20 protein-coding genes and 3 pseudogenes are annotated in these 22,887 nt (G+C 45.7%); 8 read left to right on the plus strand and 15 right to left on the minus strand.

The features are described from left to right. Positions 1-315 precede the first annotated feature (315 nt). A complete protein-coding gene (locus tag JGK07_RS03890; RefSeq protein ID WP_293185537.1) occupies positions 316-1,944 on the minus strand; it encodes a ribulose bisphosphate carboxylase small subunit in 1,629 nt (542 codons plus the stop codon). A 43-nt stretch (positions 1,945-1,987) separates the two neighbouring features. On the opposite strand from JGK07_RS03890, the gene JGK07_RS03895 reads away from it, so the two are divergent. Further along, positions 1,988-2,152: a hypothetical protein gene (locus tag JGK07_RS03895; RefSeq protein WP_293223798.1), complete on the plus strand. Its 165-nt coding sequence runs from the start codon at positions 1,988-1,990 to the stop codon at positions 2,150-2,152. Here JGK07_RS03895 and JGK07_RS03900 read toward each other — a convergent pair. The 3 genes from JGK07_RS03900 to JGK07_RS03910 all read right to left on the minus strand — a co-directional run bounded on the left by JGK07_RS03900 (position 2,149) and on the right by JGK07_RS03910 (position 3,637). After that, on the minus strand, positions 2,149-2,454 hold the full coding sequence (locus JGK07_RS03900) for a EutN/CcmL family microcompartment protein (protein WP_293185538.1): 306 nt from the start codon (positions 2,452-2,454) through the stop codon (positions 2,149-2,151). The genes JGK07_RS03895 and JGK07_RS03900 overlap by 4 nt on opposite strands. A 421-nt stretch (positions 2,455-2,875) precedes the next feature. Further along, a complete protein-coding gene (locus JGK07_RS03905; protein WP_006635058.1) occupies positions 2,876-3,217 on the minus strand; it encodes a carbon dioxide-concentrating mechanism protein CcmK in 342 nt (113 codons plus the stop codon). Between the two features lie 108 nt (positions 3,218-3,325). Next, positions 3,326-3,637, minus strand: a complete 312-nt coding sequence (locus JGK07_RS03910; RefSeq protein WP_006635059.1) for a carbon dioxide-concentrating mechanism protein CcmK — start codon at positions 3,635-3,637, stop codon at positions 3,326-3,328. A gap of 626 nt (positions 3,638-4,263) precedes the next feature. Between JGK07_RS03910 and JGK07_RS03915 the strand changes: the two genes are divergently transcribed. The 3 genes from JGK07_RS03915 (at position 4,264) to JGK07_RS03925 (ending at position 9,411) form a co-directional block, all read left to right on the plus strand. After that, positions 4,264-6,138 (plus strand): NAD(P)H-quinone oxidoreductase subunit F, encoded by a 1,875-nt coding sequence (locus JGK07_RS03915; RefSeq protein WP_293185539.1) that lies wholly within the window; start codon positions 4,264-4,266, stop codon positions 6,136-6,138. Positions 6,139-6,555: 417 nt separating this feature from the next. Further along, positions 6,556-8,070, plus strand: a complete 1,515-nt coding sequence (locus tag JGK07_RS03920; protein WP_293189627.1) for an NADH-quinone oxidoreductase subunit M — start codon at positions 6,556-6,558, stop codon at positions 8,068-8,070. Positions 8,071-8,244: 174 nt separating this feature from the next. After that, complete coding sequence (locus JGK07_RS03925) at positions 8,245-9,411, plus strand: CO2 hydration protein (RefSeq protein WP_293241350.1); 1,167 nt, start codon at positions 8,245-8,247, stop codon at positions 9,409-9,411. A 271-nt stretch (positions 9,412-9,682) separates the two neighbouring features. Here JGK07_RS03925 and JGK07_RS03930 read toward each other — a convergent pair whose 3' ends face one another. From JGK07_RS03930 to JGK07_RS03960, 7 genes and pseudogenes are all read right to left on the minus strand, one after another. Then, a complete protein-coding gene (locus JGK07_RS03930) occupies positions 9,683-10,015 on the minus strand; it encodes a XisI protein (protein ID WP_293189565.1) in 333 nt (110 codons plus the stop codon). Next, on the minus strand, positions 10,003-10,419 hold the full coding sequence (locus tag JGK07_RS03935) for an element excision factor XisH family protein (RefSeq protein ID WP_293189563.1): 417 nt from the start codon (positions 10,417-10,419) through the stop codon (positions 10,003-10,005). The genes JGK07_RS03930 and JGK07_RS03935 overlap by 13 nt, the downstream gene beginning before the upstream one ends. Before the next feature lie 205 nt (positions 10,420-10,624). Further along, a pseudogene (locus JGK07_RS03940) lies at positions 10,625-11,291 on the minus strand (PHP domain-containing protein). A gap of 226 nt (positions 11,292-11,517) precedes the next feature. After that, positions 11,518-14,037, minus strand: coding sequence for a bifunctional serine/threonine-protein kinase/ABC transporter substrate-binding protein (locus tag JGK07_RS03945; protein WP_293189559.1), 2,520 nt, complete (start codon positions 14,035-14,037; stop codon positions 11,518-11,520). A 196-nt stretch (positions 14,038-14,233) separates the two neighbouring features. After that, positions 14,234-14,716 (minus strand): hypothetical protein, encoded by a 483-nt coding sequence (locus JGK07_RS03950; RefSeq protein WP_293195900.1) that lies wholly within the window; start codon positions 14,714-14,716, stop codon positions 14,234-14,236. Between the two features lie 334 nt (positions 14,717-15,050). Beyond that, a complete protein-coding gene (locus JGK07_RS03955; protein ID WP_293189555.1) occupies positions 15,051-15,200 on the minus strand; it encodes a hypothetical protein in 150 nt (49 codons plus the stop codon). 13 nt (positions 15,201-15,213) lie between these two features. Next, the gene (locus JGK07_RS03960; protein ID WP_293195897.1) at positions 15,214-16,452 is read right to left on the minus strand and encodes a HetZ-related protein; all 1,239 of its coding nucleotides are present in this window, start codon (positions 16,450-16,452) and stop codon (positions 15,214-15,216) included. Positions 16,453-16,607: 155 nt separating this feature from the next. On the opposite strand from JGK07_RS03960, the gene JGK07_RS03965 reads away from it, so the two are divergent. Continuing rightward, positions 16,608-16,772, plus strand: a complete 165-nt coding sequence (locus JGK07_RS03965) for a hypothetical protein (protein WP_293223796.1) — start codon at positions 16,608-16,610, stop codon at positions 16,770-16,772. A gap of 225 nt (positions 16,773-16,997) precedes the next feature. On the opposite strand, the pseudogene JGK07_RS03970 reads toward JGK07_RS03965, so the two are convergent. Next, positions 16,998-17,220, minus strand: a pseudogene (locus JGK07_RS03970) (D-aminoacyl-tRNA deacylase); the annotation flags it as partial. Between the two features lie 215 nt (positions 17,221-17,435). On the opposite strand from JGK07_RS03970, the gene JGK07_RS03975 reads away from it, so the two are divergent. Together JGK07_RS03975 and JGK07_RS33105 are read left to right on the plus strand one after the other, a co-directional pair. Further along, complete coding sequence (locus JGK07_RS03975) at positions 17,436-18,380, plus strand: transposase (protein WP_363319124.1); 945 nt, start codon at positions 17,436-17,438, stop codon at positions 18,378-18,380. Positions 18,381-18,392: 12 nt separating this feature from the next. After that, on the plus strand, positions 18,393-18,596 hold the full coding sequence (locus tag JGK07_RS33105; protein WP_325315276.1) for a zinc ribbon domain-containing protein: 204 nt from the start codon (positions 18,393-18,395) through the stop codon (positions 18,594-18,596). A gap of 30 nt (positions 18,597-18,626) precedes the next feature. Here the strand turns inward: JGK07_RS33105 and JGK07_RS03980 are convergent. The 3 genes and pseudogenes from JGK07_RS03980 to JGK07_RS03990 form a co-directional block, all read right to left on the minus strand. Beyond that, positions 18,627-18,866, minus strand: a pseudogene (locus JGK07_RS03980) (D-aminoacyl-tRNA deacylase); the annotation flags it as partial. A gap of 281 nt (positions 18,867-19,147) precedes the next feature. Then, positions 19,148-20,281: a GTP-binding protein gene (locus JGK07_RS03985; RefSeq protein ID WP_293189551.1), complete on the minus strand. Its 1,134-nt coding sequence runs from the start codon at positions 20,279-20,281 to the stop codon at positions 19,148-19,150. Between the two features lie 667 nt (positions 20,282-20,948). Beyond that, entirely contained in the window at positions 20,949-21,350 is a 402-nt protein-coding gene (locus tag JGK07_RS03990) for a fasciclin domain-containing protein (protein ID WP_293185555.1), read from the minus strand. A gap of 417 nt (positions 21,351-21,767) precedes the next feature. On the opposite strand from JGK07_RS03990, the gene JGK07_RS03995 reads away from it, so the two are divergent. Then, positions 21,768-22,673, plus strand: a complete 906-nt coding sequence (locus tag JGK07_RS03995; RefSeq protein WP_293185554.1) for a ferritin-like domain-containing protein — start codon at positions 21,768-21,770, stop codon at positions 22,671-22,673. The last annotated feature ends 214 nt before the right edge of the window (positions 22,674-22,887 follow it).

Here is a 22,887-nt window from a genome sequence, read left to right on the forward strand (position 1 = left end):
TTAATTTATCGCTTTTTAGAATGATTTCTTTAACTCTATCAATCTAATAAACGATTATTTACTAATAATGAAAAGCTCGATTTGGACTTACAAATTACCCGAAATAATTGGTTGAAAGCCGGAAGCCTTTTAAGGAGAAATTAAAATCAGACGATTCATTACTCCAATCCCATTTCTTCTTTTGTCAACTGTCAACTGTCAACTGTCAACTGTCAACTGTCAACTGTCAACTGTCAACTGTCAACTGTCAACTGTCAACTGTCAACTGTCAACTGTCAACTCTTAACGGGAGAAAGCAGCTAATTACCTGACAAATTATGGTCGTTGGATAATTTCTTCGAGTACCCGGCGCTTGGCCTTGGAGTCGATACCGAGCAAGCGGACGTAATCGCCACTGTGTTCTGTCATACAGCTTTCGAGAGCCGAAATTACTTCGGATTCGCGGTTGGTGGCGATCGGCGCGCAACTGCTCCAAGAACCTGTGCGGAAACGGCGCGCGTCGGCGTGTTCCGTGCCAATTTTGTAGCCTTGGGAAAGCAGGTTGCGGATTTGGTCGATCGTCTTGCCGGTCAACTTTCCACTTCCAGCCGAACCAGTCGTCGTGGCTTTGAATGCTGATGTTGCACCCGGTTTAGCCGATTGAGCCACAGGGCCATCGGGACGCTGAATCAGTTCTTCAACTACGCGGCGCTTAGCTTTCGGGTCAATCCCGATCAAGCGCACGTATTCGCCCGGATATTGGTTCATCACAGATTCTAAAGCGGCGATCGCCTCAGATTCGTTTCTGACTTGCAGCGAAGCCCCGCTTTGCCAAGAACTGGTGCGGAAGCGGCGCGCGTCGGCGTGTTCTGTGCCAACCTTGAAGCCTTGAGCTAGCAAGCCGCGAACTTGAGCCACTGTTTCCGCGCTCAATTTGCTGGATGCGGAACCGCCATTTTGATAGGCAGTTTGTGCAACTTTACCGTTAGATTTGTGAGTTGTGGCGCCGTTACCGTTAGAGCCGTTTTCTCCCGGTCTTTGGACGATTTCTTCGAGTACGCGACGCTTGGCTTTGGTGTCAATCCCGATCAAGCGGACGTATTCTCCTTGGTGATCGGCCATACAAGCCGACAAAGCTGCGATTACTTCAGAGTCGCGAGTTGAGGAAATTGGGCCGCAAGTGCGCCAAGAACCGGTACGGAACCGACGGGCGTCGGCATATTCCGCTCCCACGCTGTATCCTTGGGCTAGCAAATTGCGGATGCTATCGGCTAGAGAGGAACTCAATTGGGTGCCGGCATAGGTAGAATAATTCATTTGAGTGATATTTGAGTTTTTAGCTTGCTCGTTGCGAATTGGTGCTAGACAAGCGATGTTGTCAGCGCAGCGATAACCCGTTCTCAGAGCGTCATTGATGCCGATGACGTGGGTCGCAAATTTAACATCTGAATCTTGAACGTCAGGCAGGCGATCGGCTTGCTGCTGATTAGTGATGATGGCTCCCGAAGGTATGTACTTACCGGGAGGAATCTCCACATCTTGAATTAATACGTGCATCATGACAATGCAGCCGTTGCCCACTCTGGCATTGAACACCGTAGAGCGAAAGCCGATAAAGCACTCGTCGCCCACGTATGCCGGGCCGTGAATTAAACTCATGTGGGTGAGGGAAGTATTTTTCCCCACCCACACAGAATAGGATTTGTCGTCGTCTCCTGTGACTCGGCCTTGTTCTAAACCGTGAATCACTACTCCGTCTTGAATGTTGCTTCCTCCTCCGATATAAAAAGGAGTGCCTTCATCGGCGCGGATAGATGTCCCGGGGGCAATCATCACATTAGAACCGATATGCACATCCCCAATAATGTTAGAAAAGGAATGTACGTAGGCGGTGTCATGAATTTTGGGCTCAGCCAAGTTTTTCGACCAAGGCGTCGGGGGAGCCGCAACGTTGCGGACTGCCATAAATTAAGTTCTCCTAAAACTGAAAATTTTTTTTAGTTGTTAGTTGTTAGTTGTTCACTGTCAACTGTCAACTGTCAACTGTCAACTGCCAACTGTCAACTGTCAACTGCCAACTGTCAACTGTCAACTGTCAACTGCCAACTGCCAACTGCCAACTGCCAACTGCCAACTGTCAACTGTCAACTGTCAACTGTCAACTGTCAACTAGCGGTACGGGTCGTCTTTTTTACTGTAAATGAGGCGATTTTCTACATTGACAGTATCTATAATGCCTACTACCAGAGCATCGATCGGACGGTTTTCGCTCCCTGGCGCGATCCGGGCCCCGCTGCCGCGGGTGACTAAAACCCATTCATCTATACCAGCGCCCACACAGTCAGCGGCTACTTCATAGCCGGGAACTGGCGAACCTTCTTCATCGATGAATTGCAGCAGTAGAAATTTCGATCCTCTCAGCGTCGGCTCTTTTTGGGTACTGACAACTGTGCCGAGAACTTTGGCCATTTGCATTTTAGGTAATAGGTAATAGGTAATTGGTAATTGTCATTTTTACACCGTCACTTGTCTTTTTTTTATGAGTTTTTTTTAGTCTAATTTCTGCATAAAATAGTAGTTTCTTCTACTAACTAATGACTAATGACTCATAACTCATAACTCATGACCCGTAAAACAAACGGATACAAGCTCTAGACGATTTTGACTGTCGATTCCAAAATCTTAGATTTAAACTTAAATCTCCCAGATTAATCTGTGGAGTCAATTTTAAAATCTAAAATCTAAAATCTAAAATCTAAAATCGACTGACTAATAACCAATATCCCATGACTACCTCAATTAAAAATTAAAAATATTAAATCAAAAACATCGCGATTTTTAATTTTTAATTTTTAATTTTTAATTACCAAACGCCCCTAACAGCCTCGGGCTTGTATTAAGATCTGTTGAGAGGACGAATGCCGCTCACGCCTTCGCGGAACTGTTCTACAGCTTCGGTGTAGCGAATGGGTAGCACGTATTCCAAGTTTTCGTGAGGGCGGGCGATAATGTGGGTGGACATCACTTGTCCGCCGTTAACGCGCTTCACTGACTCTACTCCGGCGGCTACGGAAGCTTGCACTTCCGAGACATCTCCTCTTACAATGACAGTAACGCGAGCGCTACCGATTTTTTCGTATCCTACCAAGGTGACGCGGGCTGCTTTGACCATCGCGTCAGCGGCTTCTACAACTGCGGGGAAGCCTAAGGTTTCGATCATGCCAACTGCAATTGCCATTGGTTTTACTCCTGATTGAATATTTTGGGAACTAAACTGTAAATTTTTGACGATCGCGCTGCTTTTCGTCAAACGTTTCGTCAAACGAATTTTTAGCGCGCTAAGAACTTAGTAGCCTCGGAACTGCTCTACTGCTTCTGTATAACGAATTGGTAGAACGTATTCTAGGTTTTCGTGGGGGCGAGCGATGATGTGGGTAGAGACGACTTCTCCGCCGTTCACCCGCTTGACGGATTCCACTCCTGCTGCAACTGAGGCTTGGACTTCCGACACGTTGCCGCGCACAATTACGGTGACGCGAGCGCTGCCGATTTTTTCATAGCCCACGAGGGTAACGCGAGCAGCTTTAACCATAGCGTCGGCAGCTTCCACAACAGCGGGAAAACCTTTTGTCTCAATCATTCCCACGGCAATTGACATTTTTGAATCTCCAAGTTGAGGATTAGCGGAATTACCGTAACAAATCTTTGAGAAATCTAAAAATTTGGACGGGGAGGCCCACATTATTTAGGAATGCAGTGTAAAGCTTCCTATCCTTATAGAATAGGGGAAGCTGTCCACCTTGACAATATAAACTAACATCATAATGTTTAATAACAAAAATTAAATTTTTTTATGTTACTTCAAATATTTTAATATTTATTTAATAATCTTAATATATAGAGGAGTAGATGCGGGCGGCGAGCAGGCAGTCAAGTGAGCATAAATACCTGTAAACTAGAGTTCGGTGGGTAAAAGCTGGGGCGATCGGTTTTAGGAAATTTGGGGATTTCCAAAGGGGGATCGCGGATAAACTGGCAAAAAAAGCTGTCTTGACTCATCTGCGGGCATTTTTTTTCTGTGAGTGCCGATGCTGAGAAAACTATAATTTTGTCTTGACATAATTCTCAGTTTTGATGTTTTAATGTATAGTTAATTTTGGGTGCAAATTATTTTGCTAAAGCTATACGATCGGGTTTAGTCAAAGTTTTACGTTGTGGCGCGATCGCCCGGAACTGCCTTTGTATAAAGGTAGCCGGTAATTTGAAGTTTAAGGAATAAATTAAATGACAGAATTTCTCCTCCAAACCTGTTGGTGGATACCTTTATATGGCTTAATAGGCGCGATTCTAACTTTGCCGTGGTCTACGGGAACCGTTCGCACAACAGGGCCAAGACCTGCGGCTTACTTCAATTTACTGATGAGTGTGTTGGCTTTCATCCACGGGTCAGTGATTTTTACAGCAACTTGGGATCGAGCGCCCCAACATTTGCTCCTCCACTGGGTGCAAGCAGCAGATTTAGATTTGTCTTTTGCCATAGAAATCTCCACGACCAGCGTCGGAGCAATGGAGCTAGTGACAGTTTTGAGTTTGCTAGCACAAATTTACGCTCTCGGCTACATGGAAAAAGACTGGGCGCTAGCTCGATTTTTTGGGCTGCTAGGTTTTTTTGAAGCGGCAATTAGCGGGATTGCGATTAGCGATTCGCTGCTGCTAACCTACGGTTTGCTGGAAGTGCTGACACTCTCAACTTATTTGCTAGTCGGGTTTTGGTACGCTCAACCGCTGGTAGTGACGGCGGCTAGAGATGCGTTTTTAACCAAGCGTGTAGGAGATGTACCGCTGCTGATGGGAGTAGTGACGCTTTCAACTTTAGCCGGAAGTTTGAATTTTTCTGATTTAGAAGAATGGGCGGAAACTGCAACTTTATCTCCTTTAGTTGCGACTCTTTTAGGCTTGGCTTTAATTGCCGCACCTACAGCCAAGTGCGCTCAATTTCCGTTTCACCTGTGGCTCGACGAGGCGATGGAAGGGCCGAACCCGGCTTCGATTATGCGGAATACGGTAGTTGTGGGTGGTGGGGCTTATGTTTTGATTAAACTTCAGCCTGTTTTAGCGCTGTCCCCGATAACTGGTTTGGTGCTGGTGGTTTTGGGTGCGGTGACGGCTGTTGGGGCTTCCTTAGTGGCGATCGCCCAAATCGATATCAAAAGAACACTATCGCATTCTACCAGCGCTTCTATGGGTTTAGTGTTTATCGCGGTCGGGCAGAATCACGTTGACATTGCATTGCTGCTGCTGTTCGCGCACTCGATCGCCAAAGCACTATTATTCATGAGCATAGGGTCAGTAATTGTCACAACCAACACTCAAGATTTAACAGAAATGGGTGGGTTGTGGTCAAAGATGCCCGCCACGACAATGGCTTATTTAGTTGGCGCTGCGGGGATGGTAGCCCTATTGCCGATGGGCAACTTTTGGGTAATGCGACGGTGGCTGAACGGTTTTTGGACAGTGCCATTGTGGTTGGTAGTTGTGCTGCTGTTAGTTAACGGTTTAACTGCGCTCAATTTAACTCGCGTATTCGCCTTAGTATTTGTCGGAAAACCGCAACCCAAAACTCGCAGAGCACCCGAAGTCGGTTGGCCGATGGCTTTGCCGATGGTAATTTTGACGGTGATTGGGCTGTTAGTGCCTTGGATGTTGCAGCAGTGGCAACTTTTAATTAGTTGGACTGGGCCTTGGGCGGAAACTGGGGATTTTGATAGTTTAAATTTGCTGTTGAAGACTCTGGATACTCCACTGTTGGTGTTATCTGGCTTGATTGGGGTTGGGGCTGGCGTGGCGATTTATTGGTACAACGTTTTACCTCGACCGGTACGACTGCCGATTCCAGCGGTGCAGGATTTGTTTGCTTACGACTTTTATATCGATCGAGTTTACCGCTTGACTGTGGTTTGGGCCGTAGCTTCTATTGCGAAAGTCAGCGCTTGGACTGACAAGTATGTAGTAGATGGGGCGGTGAATTTGTTCGGTTTTGCCACAATTTTCAGCGGTGAAGGTTTGAAATACAGCGGCACCGGTCAATCGCAGTTTTATGTGTTGACTATTGCGGGGGGAGTTGCGGCGTTACTGGCGCTGATTATTTGGCAATTCTAAACCGCAGATTTTGGTGGATGAACGGGGATAAACGCAGATAAATTGTTTTTGGTTTGTCTGCTTTGTCCCTAGTTTTATTCAAAGTCGATCGGCCACAATTCTATAACCGGAACTTCCCAACCGGGTAAAAGTTCGGGCAGTGAAATTATGTCGTAGTGCTGTCGCCCCCGAGCGAGTATTGTACACCTTGCTCGGGGGGGACAGCACTCCCAGAAAAGATATTTTTTGCAAAAATGAGATGCTCCCATTTAACTTGCAAATCTTCTCGATCTGTAAGACTAGAAGTCATAGGAGGATTTTCGAGAAATTTGCATCTATTGTAATAAGAAAATTAACCGATCGCTATTTTATGCAGTGGCTTTGGGTTAATCTTAAATATAGTTCTAAATATTGTGTAATAAAGGAAAGTTTTAATTGATGCTCAGTGCTTTAATCTGGATACCAATGTTGGCGGCCGCCCTGATTGGGTTTTGGCCCGGTGCGATCGCCTCTAAAATAGTTCGGAATGCCGCGATCGCCATTGCGGGTGTAACTTTTATTCTATCGGTGTTTGTGGCAGCTCAGTTTGATGCCAACAGCAGTCAATTACAGTTTTCGGAATTTATTCCTTGGATCGATGATTTGGGATTTAATTACAATCTCGGCGTTGATGGTTTGTCTCTGCCCTTAGTAATTTTAAATACCCTACTGACAGGTGTAGCGATTTACGCTACGGATGAGGCGATCCGCAGACCTCGACTTTATTATTCTTTGATGCTGTTAATTAGTGGCGGCGTCACCGGAGCTTTTTTATCTCAAAACTTGTTGCTATTTTTCCTGTTTTTCGAGGTAGAACTAATTCCGCTTTACCTGTTAATTGCAATTTGGGGAGGCGAGCGCCGAGGCTATGCCGCTACTAAGTTTTTAATCTATACGGCATTTTCGGGAATAGTATTGCTGGCTGCTTTCTTGGGTGTAGCTTGGCTCAGCGGTGCTTCTAGTTTTGATATGGTTGGTGCAGCCGGTGCATCGCATTTGGAAGGAGGCTCGCCGTTGCCTTTGGTCAGACAAATTGTGTTGCTGGCAGGGATATTGCTCGCTTTTGGGATTAAGATTCCTTTGGTGCCTTTTCATACTTGGCTGCCGGATGCTCACGTAGAAGCTTCGACTCCGGTTTCGGTGCTGCTGGCGGGGGTGCTGTTGAAGCTGGGAACCTACGGGATGCTGCGCTTTGGTTTGGGTTTGTTCCCGGATGCGTGGGCGGTGGCTGCGCCTTGGTTGGCGAGTTGGGCGGTGGTGAGTGTGCTTTACGGGGCTAGTTGCGCGATCGCCCAAAAAGACATGAAAAAAATTGTAGCTTACAGTTCGATCGCGCACATGGGCTACATTTTGCTAGCTAGCGCCGCAGCTACTGAGATTAGTATGATAGGAACTGTGTTGCAAATGGTTAGCCACGGTTTAATCTCCGGGTTGCTATTTTTGAGTGTCGGGATTGTTTACAAAAAATCCGGCAGTCGCAACATAGATGTGCTCAAAGGTTTGTTCAATCCCGATCGCGGTTTGCCGGTAATTGGCAGTTTAATGATTGTCGGTGTAATGGCGAGTGCCGGCATTCCCGGGTTGTCGGGATTTATTGCTGAATTTTTGATATTTAGGGGCAGTTTACCAGTGTTTCCGATCCAAACTTTGCTCTGCATGATCGGGACTGGTTTGACTTCAGTTTACTTCTTAATTATGGTCAACCGCGCCTTTTTCGGCCGCCTTTCCGATTTGGTGGTGAATTTACCGCAAGTCCGCTGGGGCGATCGCATTCCTTCGCTAGTTTTAGCCGTAATCATCACCATCATGGGATTGCAGCCGGGAGTTTTAGTGGCTTTGAGTGAGAAAACTGCGATCGGCTTAGTATCGACTGTACCCGCACAAGTTAAACAAGTTGCTCAAAACTTGGAGTGAAATCTTTCATAGGTATGTAGTTGCGCTTGAGCGCCGGCCGGCGAAGAGAGCAACTACAAACCTAAAACATAGTTATTCAATGTAGTTGTGCGTTGACTCGCTCTCATGAACCCTCAAGCGCAACTACGAACCAAAGCTAAAACATAGTTATTCAATTAAGGTTGAGGAAATCAAATGACAAGTACCGTATTAAAACCATCTTCCCATCCCCTATCCGCCTACATTGACATCTTGGAATCAGGCAAAGCTTTACTTCCAGAATCTACCGAAAATGTAGTAGAAGTGGTTGGAGTTCTCAAAAGTTACGCCATAGTTCTTGATGCGTATTCTCGCAATTTAAACTACATCGCTGAAGAACAATTTTTAGTGCTTTTCCCGTTTTTCAAATATTTCAACGGAGAAGTGACAGCGCCGAAATTAATGCGCTATTTGTGGCACGATCGCATTAATTTTGAGTATGCTGAGTATTGCATGAGAACCATGCTTTGGCACGGCGGCGGCGGTTTGGACAGTTATGTTGATTCTCCAGAATTTAGCAATTTGGCCGAAAAGGCGATCGCAGCTAAGTTAAAAGGCAACTTTTTGATGCAGGGACTCCACAAAGCATTCCCAGAGTTTTTACCCGAACAAGTGCGGATGTTGGCTTATTACACGGGTTTGGGGCAGTTTTGGCGGGTAATGAGCGATTTATTTATCGATTTGTCCGATCGCTACGAAGCCGGTACAATTAAGTCGATCGCAGAGATAGTAGATTTCGTCTTAGCCGGTTTAGTAAGCGCCGCAGCCCTACCAATCACCTACAGCGTCAAGATTCGCGGCGAAGTCTACGATATCCTGCCCGCATCGGCCAACTTGACATTTTTAGCAGATGTAGCAGTACCTTATGTAGAAGCAGTTTTCTTTAGAGGAACAGCTTTTTTTGGCACAGTTTCCTACAACGCCCAAGCACATCAAATCCCAGAAGAACAAAAAGAATTTAGCTACGGGGCTTTGTTTGCAGATCCTTTACCCATCGGAGGTGCAGGAATTCCACCAACTCAATTGATGCAAGATATGCGGCATTATCTGCCCGATTATTTGCACGAAATTTATCGAACTAGCTGTCGCGGTGAAGACGATTTGCGCGTACAAATTTGCCAAAGTTTTCAGAAGTCGATGTTTTGCGTGACAACAGCGACTATTTTCGGTTTAGCACCTCATCCGATGAACACCTCCGATCCTGAGGAAAAAAAGGCTAATCGGGCTTATTTAGAAGGTTGGATGGATCGATTTGGCACTTCTCGCTTGGATTGGGCAAATCAGCCAACTATCAGGGCTTGTCAGTTGTTCCCGGAACGTTAGTCAGTTGACAGTTGACAGTTGACAGTTGACAGTTGACAGTTGTCATTATTCATTAGTCATTTGTTGTTTGGTAATAACGAATGACTAGACCTCTTGAAAAAATAGCTGGGACGGGCAAGATGCCCGTCCCACAAAAAGTTTTTTCTCTTGTGGGATGGGCCGGAGAACCCGTCCGAAAATTTGATTAAAAGGACTTTTGCAAGAAGTCTACTAATTCCCAATGCCCAATGCCCCATGCCCAATGCCCCATGCCCAATGCCCAATTCCCAATTTATCCTACTGCAAATTCAGTTAAATGTCGCCAGTTAGGCGGGTCAAAAGCCAGTATAATATCTTGTTTGGGAACTCCTAATTCAACAAGTTCGTTAGCAATACCCACCTCAGTACCATCCTGCTGAATCCAGATTTTATTATCTATAATATCCAAGTGCAAAACAGGGCCATAAATTCGCTGCTGATTGCGCCAGCCCACATAGATTAATTGATAATGATCGCGAGTGGTATCAAAGATAGTTTGAGCCTGAATGCGCTCATCCCAAACCAGACTGGCGTGTTGGGAGAGCAGATTTTGGATGTGTTGCCGATAAAGGTCTACATTTCCCATTGTGCAATCGCCTCCTGTTCTGTATTATAAACAATCAAATGGATTTGATTTTGTTGAACCACAGACCGAATAAACCCTGTTGTGAAAAAACTATCGTAGACATTGCTAGGTACTGCTAGGTATAAAATTCGGTCAACTTCCTGTTTTTCTAAAGCTGCTCTATAACTAATAAATTGTCCTAAAGCTGTGTAAAATTGGGAAATTTTAGATGGGCCAATAAAGCTTTTGATTTCAACGGCAATTTTCTGTCCGTCTTTTTGGGCCGCAACCACCTTTTCGGCACCCAAGTCGATGTAAAGTTCTAGAGTTCCTGCTTGTAAAATGTATGGATCGTGAGTGATCTGCCATCCATCTTTCTGGAGAGCGGTTTTAACGACTTCGTGAAAGATATCTTTAGCAGGCACGGCTTTACTAACTCTCTGTGTTTAATATCTGGATAGTTGTATTTTAACTCAGATTCAGCACCCAGATGACAATTCGAGTTCGGAATCTGGGTTGTAGGATTTGTGAGAGTGAGAAAACTTTGACTTGTGGCTTGTGACTTTGGACTGTCACGCACTGTTTCCCAATTCCCAATTCCCAATTACCAATTCCCAATTCCCAAAGTATCTAGATTCGGACAAGAAGACTCAGGCCGTGAGAATCAGTTCCACAAGTTCCCAGCAAACCATAGGTTTCAGCTAAATCTTTGACTAAAGCAGTTTGTTTGGGACTCGGTTTCCAAGGATTAGGATTACCGTAAGCATAGTAAATTTCTACGCCGTCAATGCCAAGACGGGCTGCTTCTGGGATTAGTTGATCTGCGATCGATCGATACCGGCAAGGATGTGCTAGAACCGCTAAACCTCCTGCTTCCTGAATCGCTTCAATTACCCTGGCTGCGGAATAAGAAGCGTGGCTTTCAGTGCCTTTACCTCGCAAGTAAGGTGTGAGACTGGGATGTTCAGGATCGAAGGCGTAAGCGAGAATGTGTACGTCGTTTTTGAGCAATTCAGCGTTAATTTCAGCGCCAGTCCAAAGAGTCGGCGCTGCGGTAGTCCTGTCGGGATGCTTTAATTTCCAGTTATCCAGCCAAATTTGAGCTTGAACGTAGCCTTTGGTGCTGTGGTGATCGGTGATAGCGAAGCCTTTGAGGCCACCTGCGATCGCAAGTTCCATCAATTTAACCCGGACAGCTATCGGCATCAATCGTCTGCAAGACTTGTTTGAGTGCCGAGATATTCTGGGATTCTGGTTTGAGGCTAGAACTTGTTGAGGGAGCGAGATTGACCGTCATAAGCATTATTATAAAAAAAACTAGCTTTGTTAACTATATCTAATTTTTTCTTTAAATGTTGGGGGCTGATACCCACAGGTACTTTCAACAGTTGACAGTTGACAGTTGACAGTTGACAGTTTGAGAGAAACCTCTACCCTTAAGTCTGAGGATTGAAGTAATGAATAGTCTGAGTTTAATTTCTCCCGGGCGGGCGGGCTTTCAACCAATTCTTTCTGGCAAAGCGTTAGTCGCACTTTAAACCTGCGGCGGCGGCTGTCGGAAATTCGATCGGCACAAACGTAACACCAAATTGTTCTCTAGCACACGCAACAACGTGCGCTAAAGCTTTAGGAGGGTTTTTCCGATTTCCAGTTGTCAAGTCAAACTCAATTATACCCGTGGCACCGTCAGCTTTAAAGTCTGGAGATGCTAAGGTTTTTTGCATTCCTTCACGGCTGGGTTCTGGCTGTAATTCTAGGGATTTAATCAGCGTTTTAGCGGCATCGTAGGTTAAAGCCGATCGAGTATTGACTGGGCCTCCCCACAATTTTTCAGCATTAACTGGAAACTTTTTATCAAAACTGATTAACGGATGCCAAAACACGGATACGGCGAGTTTTTCAACAGACTTTACCTGTTTTACTGCTTCTAAAGTTCTCGGATCGTATAGAGTCCAAGGGCCAACAATCCAATTGAGACCATCGTTGATTTTAATCATATCGAGCGCGTGTTCGAGAGAATTAGTGACTTGACCGTCGGGAAAGAGAGCTATGGCTGTTATTTTGGCTTTCTCAACTTCTTTGATAGCTGCTTCGGCGTTAAAATCATTTTTAGATAAGTCGTAATTACTGGATCTAAAAGTCGAACCTCCTTCGGCTTCAAATTGCTTTTTGAATTCTTCCCACAAAGATGCGCTAAACGGACTATTGGGATTGTAAAAAACGGCAACTCTTTTTTGACCGACTTTAATCAGTTGATTTACTAAGCCTTCAGCTTCTTTGCTAGTTGTTGGGGCTGTCCGAAAGAAAAATTTCCGAGGTTTGCGCGTTAGTTCTTCTGTTGTGCTTCCCGGAGAAATGAGGGCCAGTTTATTTTGATTGTAAATATCTACTGTTTCTACCGTCATGTCACTGGTGTAGTGTCCGATGACTGCTAGAATATTTGGTTGAGTGACTAGATAATTTGCCCTTTGAACTGCGTAGGATTTGATATTGGCGTCATCAGCAATGATTACTTTTAGACCTTTTCCTTTAATCGATTTTGCTTCGAGAAAGCCTTGACCGGGAAAATCTCGTTCGCTGTTATTTGCAGAGAGGAGACCTAAATTAACTTCGGTTTGAGCTTGACCAATACCGCGCAGCAGTTCTTCGGCTAAACTTGCATTGACTATAGTTCCTGTCCCGTCCTGATTTCTGCGAATGGGAACAACAATTGCGATGGTATAATACTCTGCACCTATCGCCTCCAGCAGAGCATTGTTGGTGTAAATTAAAGTTTCTGGATCTCTGCGATCTTCCCGCCAGGACTGTTTGAACAATTTTAAAGCTTCAGGATAATTTGCTTCTGCAAATTCATTTATTGCCCTTTGTTTTGACCACATGGCGGCGGTTTTTACTAGGAGTTTTTCACCGGAACTTACACCATCTGGGGAGGGTGTAGGTGAGGCTGTAGGTAGGGTCGATTGCGGGGAATTTTTATGGATTATCGGGGATTTTTTGATGTTTGAAATTACGATCGCCCCTGCGGCAATTACCGCAACACCCAACAGCAGCCAGCGAAAGCGCGATCGCCCCTGCGGCGGAGTTTGGCCTGACTCGGGTTCTTTGCTCGGTGGCGAATCCTGGTTTGGCGAAACTTCATCAGAATCAGACGCTCCCAAATTCGGCGCAGGTTCGAGTAATAGAGGCGATCGCATCGCGTTCAAGTCTCGCAAAACCTCAGTCACAGATTGATATCGATTTATTCGATAGTGGAAGCGAACCATCTGATCGAGAATATTTTTTAGATTATCACTCACTGGTAGCGGAGTGCGATCGGACGTGGAGTCATGCCAGATAATTTCACCAGCACCATCGTAGTTTTTGAGCTCTGTGGGATGCTTCCCGGTGAGAACTTGAATCACGATCATCCCTACGGAGTAAATATCATTACCAGCATGGGCAGTACGCCCATTTGATTGTTCCGGAGACATATAACCGCTGGTGCCGATCGCCTGCGATGTGAATATTCTACCTGTAGAGTCAGCAGTCAAAGTGCTGATTTCTTTGACAGCCCCAAAATCAATTAAAACAATTTTGTTATCTGTTGTGCGCCGAATTAAGTTAGAAGGTGTAATATCGCGATGAATAATATTTTGTTTATGGACGAACTTTAAAATTTCCAGAATTTCCAGCAACAAGGCGATCGCCCGATCCTCTTCCCACTGTGTACCTGGAGTGAGTTCTTCCTTGAGCTGATGTCCTTCAATGTATTCTTGAATTAAGTAAAAATGGTCGTTTTCTTCAAAGTAAGCGAATAATTGGGGAATGCACGGGTGATTGCCGAGACAGCGCAAAGCACTAGCTTCCTTTTCAAATTGCGTCCTTGCCTTCTCCAAGACGTGCGGAGCATTCGATGAAGGAAAAGGAATTTCCTTAACAACGCACTCGGGATTTCCGGGTTTGGCTAGATCGTTAGCCTTGTAGGTAATCGCAAACCCTCCCTGTCCCAATTTCTTGATAATTTGGTACCTTTCGTGAAGGATATACCCTGGCTCTAGACACATATATTTTTCAGCACCTGTTGACTGGCTCCGGTCTTTGATGTTGATTATACGCTTTTTTGTTCCTAGATACACTTTGGCAACATATCAAGTTCGTCTGTGCCCATATCAAAAACATTATAACTTTCAGCAATTTCTCATTTCCAGTTGTCACTGACTAATAAATAATGATGATTGATGATCGATCGCCAATGACTAATTATGTTTCCCCTAACTTGCTAAGAACAAAAGCAGCTAAAAACCCGCAGACAGTAATTAAGCCAGCAAAATCGTGAGTTTCCTCGAATGCTTCGGGAATCATCGTATCTGAGATCGTGGCTAAAATACCCCCTGCTGCGGCGATCGCCAATCCGCTATCGCTTGATTCTGTTTTAGCAGGGTGCAAAGAGCCCGATCGCTTGCGGTGTTTTGCTCCCTGCTGATTCAAAAACCAATTGGCGGCTGTATAAACAGCAGCGCCGCCCAAAAAGCCGATCGCCGTTGAGTCAAAACCGCCGCGCTTGTAAGCTTCATCCATCAACTCAAAAGATAGCGCCCAAATCAGCACACCGGCGCCAAAAGCCATAATTGTGGCGATCGCGCGCTGGGGAATCCTGATAAAGTAACCCACCGCCGCTCCCAGTAGCAGCGCCGAACCACCCACTAAACCCCAAAATTCTGCCTGCAACCACACTGGAAACATGACTACGCACCTCAAAGCAAAAATTTTTAGACCTGCATAAAAATTATAGATCTTTTATTGGGGGGAGGCAGCGGATACAGCACTTTTCAACCCAGGGATGTACTCTCCTTTGGGCTGGTATTTTCTAATAAGTTATGACTGACATCACGTCTGGTAAAATCATCTTTATAAGTTCGTAGTGAGGACTTCAGTCCTCTAATTTTTATGAGGACTGAAGTCCTCACTACGAACCAATTTTACCTGTATTTTTAATAAATTATGATTAATGATTACTAATAAAAAAAATCCCAGGCATAACCTGGGAATGGGAAATATTAATAAAAGTAATGTTGTTTTAATAAATTGAATTTGCCGGAAAGCGGCGATAATTTGGGTAATAATCGAGCAGCACTGGTAGATTTGAGAGCGGACTGCGGGGCGGGCATTCCGGTTCCGGTGCCGCACCCATCGCATTTTCCAATCTCAATAAAACACTTGCGTTCATGTTGGATCACCCGTTATGCTTGGCTGCTGTTGCGAGTCTGGCTTGCCAGATCCAACAGTTGCGCCCAACGTTTTTGGACTTGTTTGGGGGTGCAGTTGAGTGCAGTGGCGATCGCCTTATCGCATTCTTGATTCCGCTTCATTGCTAACAGTTCTTGTTGTTCGGGCGACAGTTGAGCGCGAAATGTTTCCCATTTGTCCGAAGTCATGCCCAGTTTTTGATCTACATCAGCACCCAGCCATTCGTGAACGAGTTTCCAGTTTTGAGTGCGGGCAAATTTTTCGACGTGGTACTTAAACCGTTGTTGCAGGTAGTCGCGCTGGCGGGAGGACAAACCGAGAACGCGATCGATTTCCGAAGCCGAAAGATCTTGCAATTTTAAAGTTAAGTAGCTAACACATTCTGGCTGATTTTGCGATTCCAGATAGGCGATCAATTCAGCGACTACTCGATCACGCAACACAGCATCAGCCGGATCGACAGTTTCCGAAACCATTTGTTCGCGGACTTGTTGCAGCGCCGGAGAGCGGCTGTACATTTCTGCATCTTCTCCCTTGCCGGATTCTACTGCCATTTCAATGTCGATCGCAGTTTCGGGAGGTTGGCCCTTAGCAAATCCTTGAGCGCGAAGCACGATCAGGCGTTGGCGGTTGCGGCCGGGTAAACCGATTTGGCGCTTGGCGTATTGTTCGGTGAAAGCCATGTACTCAGCCAATTCAATCTGGGTGCGGGGAGTGTAGTTGAGATCCAGTTGGTGTTCGCGGCGGAAAGCGCGCAAAGCTTCGATGTAAAAGCCTTGCAAAAAGTCTTCAATCATGTTGTAGCGAGCTTGGAAGTTCAAGTTCGATCGGAAAGAAGCAACATGACGGTAAATCATCGATGCGAGGTGAGAGTGCAGTTGGACGCGGCCTTGTTTGGAACCGAGGCGGTAGAATTCGAGAGTTTTTTGCAACCGGTGTTCGGCCAAGGTGATTTGCCAAGCTTCAACTTCGCCGGAAATTTGGATGCGATCGCTTTTTTGGCAAATCCGTTCGACTTCCTTAGCAATTCGCATCGCCACTGCTTGAGCGCTGCGGCTGGCAGTTTTCATTTCTGCTTCCAACTCTTTGAGGGCGAATTCAGCCAAAGCCAAGACATCGATGCTGGAAACTGTATTGATTTCGGCGGTTTGTTCGGTGGAGGCGGCTGGAATGAAGTTGAGGTTAGAAACAGTGTTGCAGTTGACGGGGTTGGTGGCAGTTGTGACAGTCATGGCGTTTATCGGGTGGTAGCGCAGTGCGAGGACATTTTTCAGGGAGCGAGGCGGCAGTTGCTGGCGGTTTCGCTTGGCACGGCTGATTCAACTCTCTATGTATTGAATATAGGGAAATACAGATAGGCACAGTGATGCCAGTGTTCCACTCTCTCATGCAACATTTTTTGGCTGCCGAATCTGATTTTAAGCGCTGGCTGTTGACGATAGATTTTATTGCCTTCAAAGCCTTACTGTACAAGCCTTCTGAGCTGTTATGCGGGTGTGGCGATCGCGACAAAGATGGACGGTGTTCCGGGGCCGCTGAGTGGACAATTTAGCAACTGGCCTTTTGAGGGGGTTTTCGGCGTCGGAGATTGCGGAATTGAGACTCGGCAGAATGTAGCGAACTGCACTATCTTCAGAACCTACGCCACAGCAGTTGGGAAACCCGGTCAATTTAGAAATTTTCTTTTAAAAGGGGCAACGGCTTTTTTTGAACGAACCGCGAAGACGCAAAGGAGGCGAAGGAAGATAAGAGAAGTACAGAGGCCTGTCAAACCTATTCACGCCGATTCTCTCTCCAACACCAAAGTCACCGGGCCGTCATTATCTATAGACACTTGCATCATGGCTCCAAACAAACCTGTTTCAACTTTTAAGCCACTCTGGCGCAACTTTTCGACAAATTTTGCATAAAGTTTTTCGGCGGCTTCAGGGGCGGCAGAGCGATCGAACGACCAGAAGCCGACCTTTGCGACAGTCGCCGTAGAGAGTAAACTGACTGACCGAAAAAATTGGGATACAAGCCCCGTCTTTTTAGGACGGCTTTAATTCTGGATATTGTTAGCAACTGGCAGTATATAGCGGTTCTCAGAAAGATTCGCGGATGTTGTTGGGCTTGGGCCCTCTTGGTTTAAGCGGTTATATAAGCTGTCAGTCATACCTCATCTTTTTGATAAAGGCTATAGCAGTATAATAGAGTAAATAAATAGCCAGTAAAAATGAAAGCAAGGTATCAATTCCGTTTCTATCCCAGCAACCAACAGCAACAGAGTTTAGCTCAGTTGTTTGGTTGTGTGCGGGTAGTGTGGAATGATGCTTTAGCCGTTTGCAAACAATCCGAAAAAAAACCGAAATCGGCAAACCTTCTTCATCAGGTTATCACTCAAGCCAAACAAACTGAGGAAAGAGCATGGTTGAGTGAAGTCTCAAATATTGCACTACAGCAATCTGTAGCAGATTTGGAGACAGCCTTTAAGAATTTTTTTGAGTCATGCAAGGGAAAAAGAAAAGGGCGCAAAGTCGGTTATCCAAAGTTCAAAAAACGCACGAATAGCCAGTCTGCCCGGTTGACTCGCGGAGGCTTCTCAATCAAAGAAGATGGGGTTTATTTAGCTAAAATTGGTATTGTTAAGCCAATTTGGTCGAGAGCACTGCCGTCAGTTCCTAGCTCTGTCACAATCATCAAGGATTGTGCTAACCGCTACTTCCTGAGCTTTGTTGTAGAGATAAATCCCGATATAGTCGAAGCTAAAAAACACAGCATCGGCATCGATTTGGGTATTAAAACCTTTGCAGCAATGAGCGACGGAACATCAGCTAAAAGTCCAAGCTACAAACAGTTAGACCGAAAAAATCGCAGATTGCAACGCAAGTTGGCAAGGCAGCCCAAGGACTCAAAGCGCCGAAACAAAACTCGCATTCAGATTGCTAAATTACACAACCAAATGGGGGATACCCGTAAAGACTTTCTGCACAAACTATCGACCAAAGTTGTTAGTGAGAATCAAACTATTATTTTGGAAGATTTGAATGTGTCGGGTCTGGTCAAAAATCGGAAACTTGCCAGAGTAATTAGTCAGCAAGGATGGTACGAGTTTAGAGCTTTATGTGAGGCTAAATCTGAAAAGTTTGGCAGAGAATTCAGGGTAATTAGTCGCTCTTAACCAACTAGCCAAGTGTGCTCAGATTGCGGGTTTAAGTGGGGTAAAATAGACCTATCTGTTCGTTCGCTAGTGTGCCTTAATTGTGGTACTCAGCAAGACAGGGATTTAAACGCTGCGAGAAATATAGAAAAAGTCGGGATAGGGCATTGCCACGACTCTAAATGTACGCAGAGAGAAGGTAAGACCACGAAGGAGGCACATCTCGATGAAGCGTAAAGAATCCCCGCGCGTTTACGCCGGGGAGTATGTCAAAACCAGCAACTCGCCGCCGATGTCTTGTACGGACTTGTCCCAGCGCCCGCCGTCGCTGGCCGAGTCGGGAAACAAACGCAATTATAGGCATTTCCGAGCCATCCAGTCGAGTTCTGCTTCGGTGTCGGTGTCCGCAATACCTACAAGCAAGTTGAGTCCGCAGCCAATTTTGCCGATAATTTTACCGTTAACTTGGACTTGAGATGATTTGACTCGCTGGATGATGACTCGCATGGGAAATCTCAAACAGTCCTGGACATATATAGGGATAAATTCTTAGGTACGTAGTTGCGCTTCAGCGCTCTTTCCGATATCCCAAAAAGAGCGCTTAAGCGCAACTACGTACCTGGATTTTAAGAGCGCTTAAGCGCAACTACGTACCTGGATTTTAAGAGCGCTTAAGCGCAACTACGTACCTGGATTTTAAGAGCGCTTAAGCGCAACTACATACCTGGATTTTAAGAGCGCTTAAGCGCAACTACGTACCTGGATTTAATGTGACAGTTGCGTCCAGGTTAGTTTTTCCCGAATCCTTTGCCGCGATTGGGTGCAGGCATACAGAGACAGTTTTCGATTTGCGATCGCAAAGTCTCGGTATCCAAACCCTGACCGATCAGAACAAGTTGGTTTTTCGGCTCACCTTTCCACTGATCGTCATCCATTGAAAATCGCTTGCCGCTCAAGTGAAAAATATGCCGTTTCGGACTTTCTTCAAACCACATAATCCCTTTCGCGCGAAACACGTTTGTTGGCATTTGGTGGTCTAAGAAATATTGAAATTTCCTCAGAGAAAACGGCTTGTCGCTTTGGAAAGAAATTGAGGTAAATCCGTCATTGTCTAAATGGCCGGAGTGGTCGTGATGACCGTGATCGTGATGATCGTGATGACCGTGATCGTGATGATCGTGATGGTCGTGATGGTCGTGATGATCGTGATCGTGATGGTCGTGATCGTGATGATCGTGACTGCTAGAAGTTTCCTCAGATTGGAAATATTTGTCAGATTCAAACAATCCGACGCTGAGGACTAAAGGTAAGGGAACTTGCGATTTTACCGTTCGCAAAATTCGAGCGCCTTCTTTGATATCGCGAATCTTAACTTCCAACAAATCTAAATCTGCTTCTTCAACCAAATCTGTTTTGTTGAGAATAATAATATCGCCGTAAGCTATTTGACTGTAGGCTGCTTCTGAGTTGAACAAATCTAAGCTGTAGTTGGCTGCGTCTACTACTGTAACTATTGAATCTAGACGGGTCATGTCGCGCAGTTCTGTGCCTAAAAAAGTCATCGCTACTGGCAGCGGGTCTGCGAGTCCGGTGGTCTCGACTACTAGATAGTCGAGCTTTTCTTGACGTTCTAAAACTTTGTAAACTGCATTAACCAAATCTTCGTTAATTGTGCAGCAGATGCAGCCGTTGTTCAGCTCGACCATGTTGTCGTCTGTAGTGACAATCAGTTCGTTGTCGATGCCGATTTCACCAAATTCATTGACTAAAACTGCTGTTTTCAAACCTTGCTGGTTGGTCAGGATGTGGTTGAGCAGGGTTGTTTTGCCGCTGCCGAGAAATCCTGTAATGATTGTAACGGGCAATCCGTGTTTGGGAGCGTCCATCGCCGTTTCTGTCTCGGACTGAGTTGTAGATTGCATAACTTGACTGTCAAATAATGTCGATCGCACTTTCCTTGTGGTTCTTATTGTATCTTATTTAAGCTCAGCCCCCATCAACCCGGTTTCTGGGAGAAATTTTGGGTTTCGCGGCATGGCATCTACGCATCAACCGCAAATAAGCTTCAGAGTACGAATGCTATTGGCTTACAGCCTGTTTTTCCGGTAAATCCAGCGGCGACAAATTTGGGGCAGACAATCGCTTCGTGCGATCGACCAATTCCCCCTGCTCTATGATGGTTTTTGCGATCGCGCTGCTTCATTCAGTTGACCGCTTGACAGCTTGTCGTGAGCGAAGTCGAAGGGTTGACCGCTTGACAGTTGATAGCGACATCTACCTGGAAGTCCGAGGATTGGAGTAATGAATAGTCTGATTTTAATTTCTCCTTAAAAGGGTTCCGGCTTTTAACCAATTCTTGGGTGCATCTGGTTTTTGAAGAGGGCGAAGCATGACCGCATATAAGTTATTAGTTATAATCTCATATTGATTTCGGTCATGCTTCGCCCCTACAAACATATTTACCAAAGTGAGATGCACCCCAATTCTTTATGGTAAGATATTTATTTTTAACTATCAATTAAAATCGGGCGGTGGCTAACAACAGCCACCGCCCTCAAGATAGTATTATTGCACTATCTAAATCTGTGCTTACGCAGGAAGCAAGACTGTATCGATGATGTGGATGACGCCATTATCAGCAGCAACATCGGCTGTGGTAACGGTAGAATCATTGATTTTGACGCCATTGGAAGCATCAATTTTCACTTCTGAACCTTCAACTGTTTTGGCAGATTTCAGCTTGACTACATCAGCAGCCATAACTTTGCCAGCAACGACATGATAAGTCAAGATTTTTGTGAGCTTAGGAATGTCCTTAAGCAGTGCTTCTACAGTACCTGCGGGAAGCTTAGCAAAAGCTTCGTCTGTGGGTGCGAAAACTGTGAAGGGCCCGGTGCCTTTGAGAGTATCGACTAAACCAGCAGCTTTGACGGCAGCAACCAGAGTTGTAAAAGAGCCTGCCGAAACGGCGGTATCAACGATGTCAGCCAAGTGAGTCACCTAGGTTTTGTCTTCCATAAATCAATATAACGCTTAAAAGTTAATTTAGCTACCTAAATTTTTCTTTTATTTATTCAGTTATTCTGATATAAATAGCAAAATATTCTTCTAGAAATAACTTATAAAATACCTGTCTAAAGGTAGATAAAAATATCGAAATTTTATTGTATTTTAATGCAAAACAACCTGTTCCTAAATACATTGGTAAGCCGATCGCGAATCGTGCGATCGCCCAGGCGCAGTATGAAATGTAAACGCAGAGCGATCGACATAAATAACTGAGCTGGCAAAACCTTCAAGATCGATCTTTGCCAAAAGCGCACACAAAGTTTCTGCCTGCTGAGGTCATTGGTATCCTAAAAACTGCGTTACACTTATACAGGTATCTTTACAAAACAACATACAAACATGACAGTTGCCTATCCCCGCAAGCTTCGCAACGGCATGGGAGCGCGCGAGATTTTAAGTCAAGTGGTGCGCGATCGCGAAATCCACTTGATTACCCTCAACCGCTACCGCTACAGCGAACAGCGCAGTTGCAAAGACCTCACCGACTTGATCGAGCAGCTAGACGGCGAACCGGCCGAACTCGTGCGGGATCTTTCCCGGCATATCTCGGACGAAGCGCGACACGCCATGTGGCTTACAGACTTGCTCGCAGACATCGGCGAGAAGGTGGGAACGCCGCCAGGAGTCTCCTACATTGACGAATTTGAAAGGTTGCTCGACAGCGACCAAAAAGACCCTACCAAAGACCGCGAAGATTTTGTAATTTCTTCCCTAGCGGCGATTAACGTCACCGAGAAGCGGGGATGCGAGTATTTCTCAGCGCACATCCACGCCCTCAAAAATGCTCCTCAAACCGACGAAAACGTCAAAATCCGCGAAACCATCGAAAAGATTTTTCCCGAAGAAGCTGGTCACGTCCGCTGGGGCAACCGCTGGCTGGGTAAAATTGCTGCGAAGAGCCCGGCACACCGCGAGAAGGTGGAACAGGCGAAACGCAAGTATGCGGCGATCGAACAAGCAGCATTTGCATCGGGAATGGATATCATGCTGGGAGCAGAACTGCGTCGCGTCACCCGTCTCGTGGACATTGCCAACACGATGCCGATGTGGGAACGCCCACAATACCTGATGGAACGCTTGCCAGCCACTCTGCTCGCCCCCGATTTGCAAATGACCAGAGTCGATGTAGCTCAGCGGGCCTGGAACCGAGATCCGCAAGCATTTGTGGAGAAATTTGTGCCGATGTTCCTCAATGGATTAAAACCGATTGAGAAGAAGCCCGCGGCTGCTAAGCCCAAGGCTTAGATACAGGTGAGGGAGAGCTCAGGATATGGGTTCCCAGGCACAGCCTGGGAACCACTCATTATTTAAGTCATACCGAATTCTTTAATGTAAAATCCAAAACCTAAAATCCAAAATCCTATAGCGCGTCGCGTGAGAACCCCGGTCTTTCAAGCCGGGGATGAAACGCAGTTGCAACCTTTAGGTTGCCAGTAATCTGTGTTATAGTTTTTAACAA

Origin of the sequence: Microcoleus sp. PH2017_24_DOB_U_A (genome assembly GCF_020738205.1) — a bacterium.
Lineage (GTDB): Bacteria > Cyanobacteriota > Cyanobacteriia > Cyanobacteriales > Microcoleaceae > Microcoleus.

Coding starts and splice junctions, on each gene's coding strand:
- JGK07_RS03900 (WP_293185538.1), bottom strand. CDS start 2,454: ATGCAAATGGCCAAAGTTCTCGGCACAGTTGTCAGTACCCAAAAAGAG.
- JGK07_RS03905 (WP_006635058.1), bottom strand. CDS start 3,217: ATGGCAATTGCAGTTGGCATGATCGAAACCTTAGGCTTCCCCGCAGTT.
- JGK07_RS03950 (WP_293195900.1), bottom strand. CDS start 14,716: ATGTTTCCAGTGTGGTTGCAGGCAGAATTTTGGGGTTTAGTGGGTGGT.
- JGK07_RS03975 (WP_363319124.1), top strand. CDS start 17,436: ATGAAAGCAAGGTATCAATTCCGTTTCTATCCCAGCAACCAACAGCAA.
- JGK07_RS03925 (WP_293241350.1), top strand. CDS start 8,245: ATGACAAGTACCGTATTAAAACCATCTTCCCATCCCCTATCCGCCTAC.
- JGK07_RS03960 (WP_293195897.1), bottom strand. CDS start 16,452: ATGACTGTCACAACTGCCACCAACCCCGTCAACTGCAACACTGTTTCT.
- JGK07_RS03955 (WP_293189555.1), bottom strand. CDS start 15,200: ATGAACGCAAGTGTTTTATTGAGATTGGAAAATGCGATGGGTGCGGCA.
- JGK07_RS03995 (WP_293185554.1), top strand. CDS start 21,768: ATGACAGTTGCCTATCCCCGCAAGCTTCGCAACGGCATGGGAGCGCGC.
- JGK07_RS03965 (WP_293223796.1), top strand. CDS start 16,608: ATGCAACATTTTTTGGCTGCCGAATCTGATTTTAAGCGCTGGCTGTTG.
- JGK07_RS03890 (WP_293185537.1), bottom strand. CDS start 1,944: ATGGCAGTCCGCAACGTTGCGGCTCCCCCGACGCCTTGGTCGAAAAAC.
- JGK07_RS03915 (WP_293185539.1), top strand. CDS start 4,264: ATGACAGAATTTCTCCTCCAAACCTGTTGGTGGATACCTTTATATGGC.
- JGK07_RS03945 (WP_293189559.1), bottom strand. CDS start 14,037: ATGTGTCTAGAGCCAGGGTATATCCTTCACGAAAGGTACCAAATTATC.
- JGK07_RS03930 (WP_293189565.1), bottom strand. CDS start 10,015: ATGGGAAATGTAGACCTTTATCGGCAACACATCCAAAATCTGCTCTCC.
- JGK07_RS03985 (WP_293189551.1), bottom strand. CDS start 20,281: ATGCAATCTACAACTCAGTCCGAGACAGAAACGGCGATGGACGCTCCC.
- JGK07_RS03920 (WP_293189627.1), top strand. CDS start 6,556: ATGCTCAGTGCTTTAATCTGGATACCAATGTTGGCGGCCGCCCTGATT.
- JGK07_RS03910 (WP_006635059.1), bottom strand. CDS start 3,637: ATGTCAATTGCCGTGGGAATGATTGAGACAAAAGGTTTTCCCGCTGTT.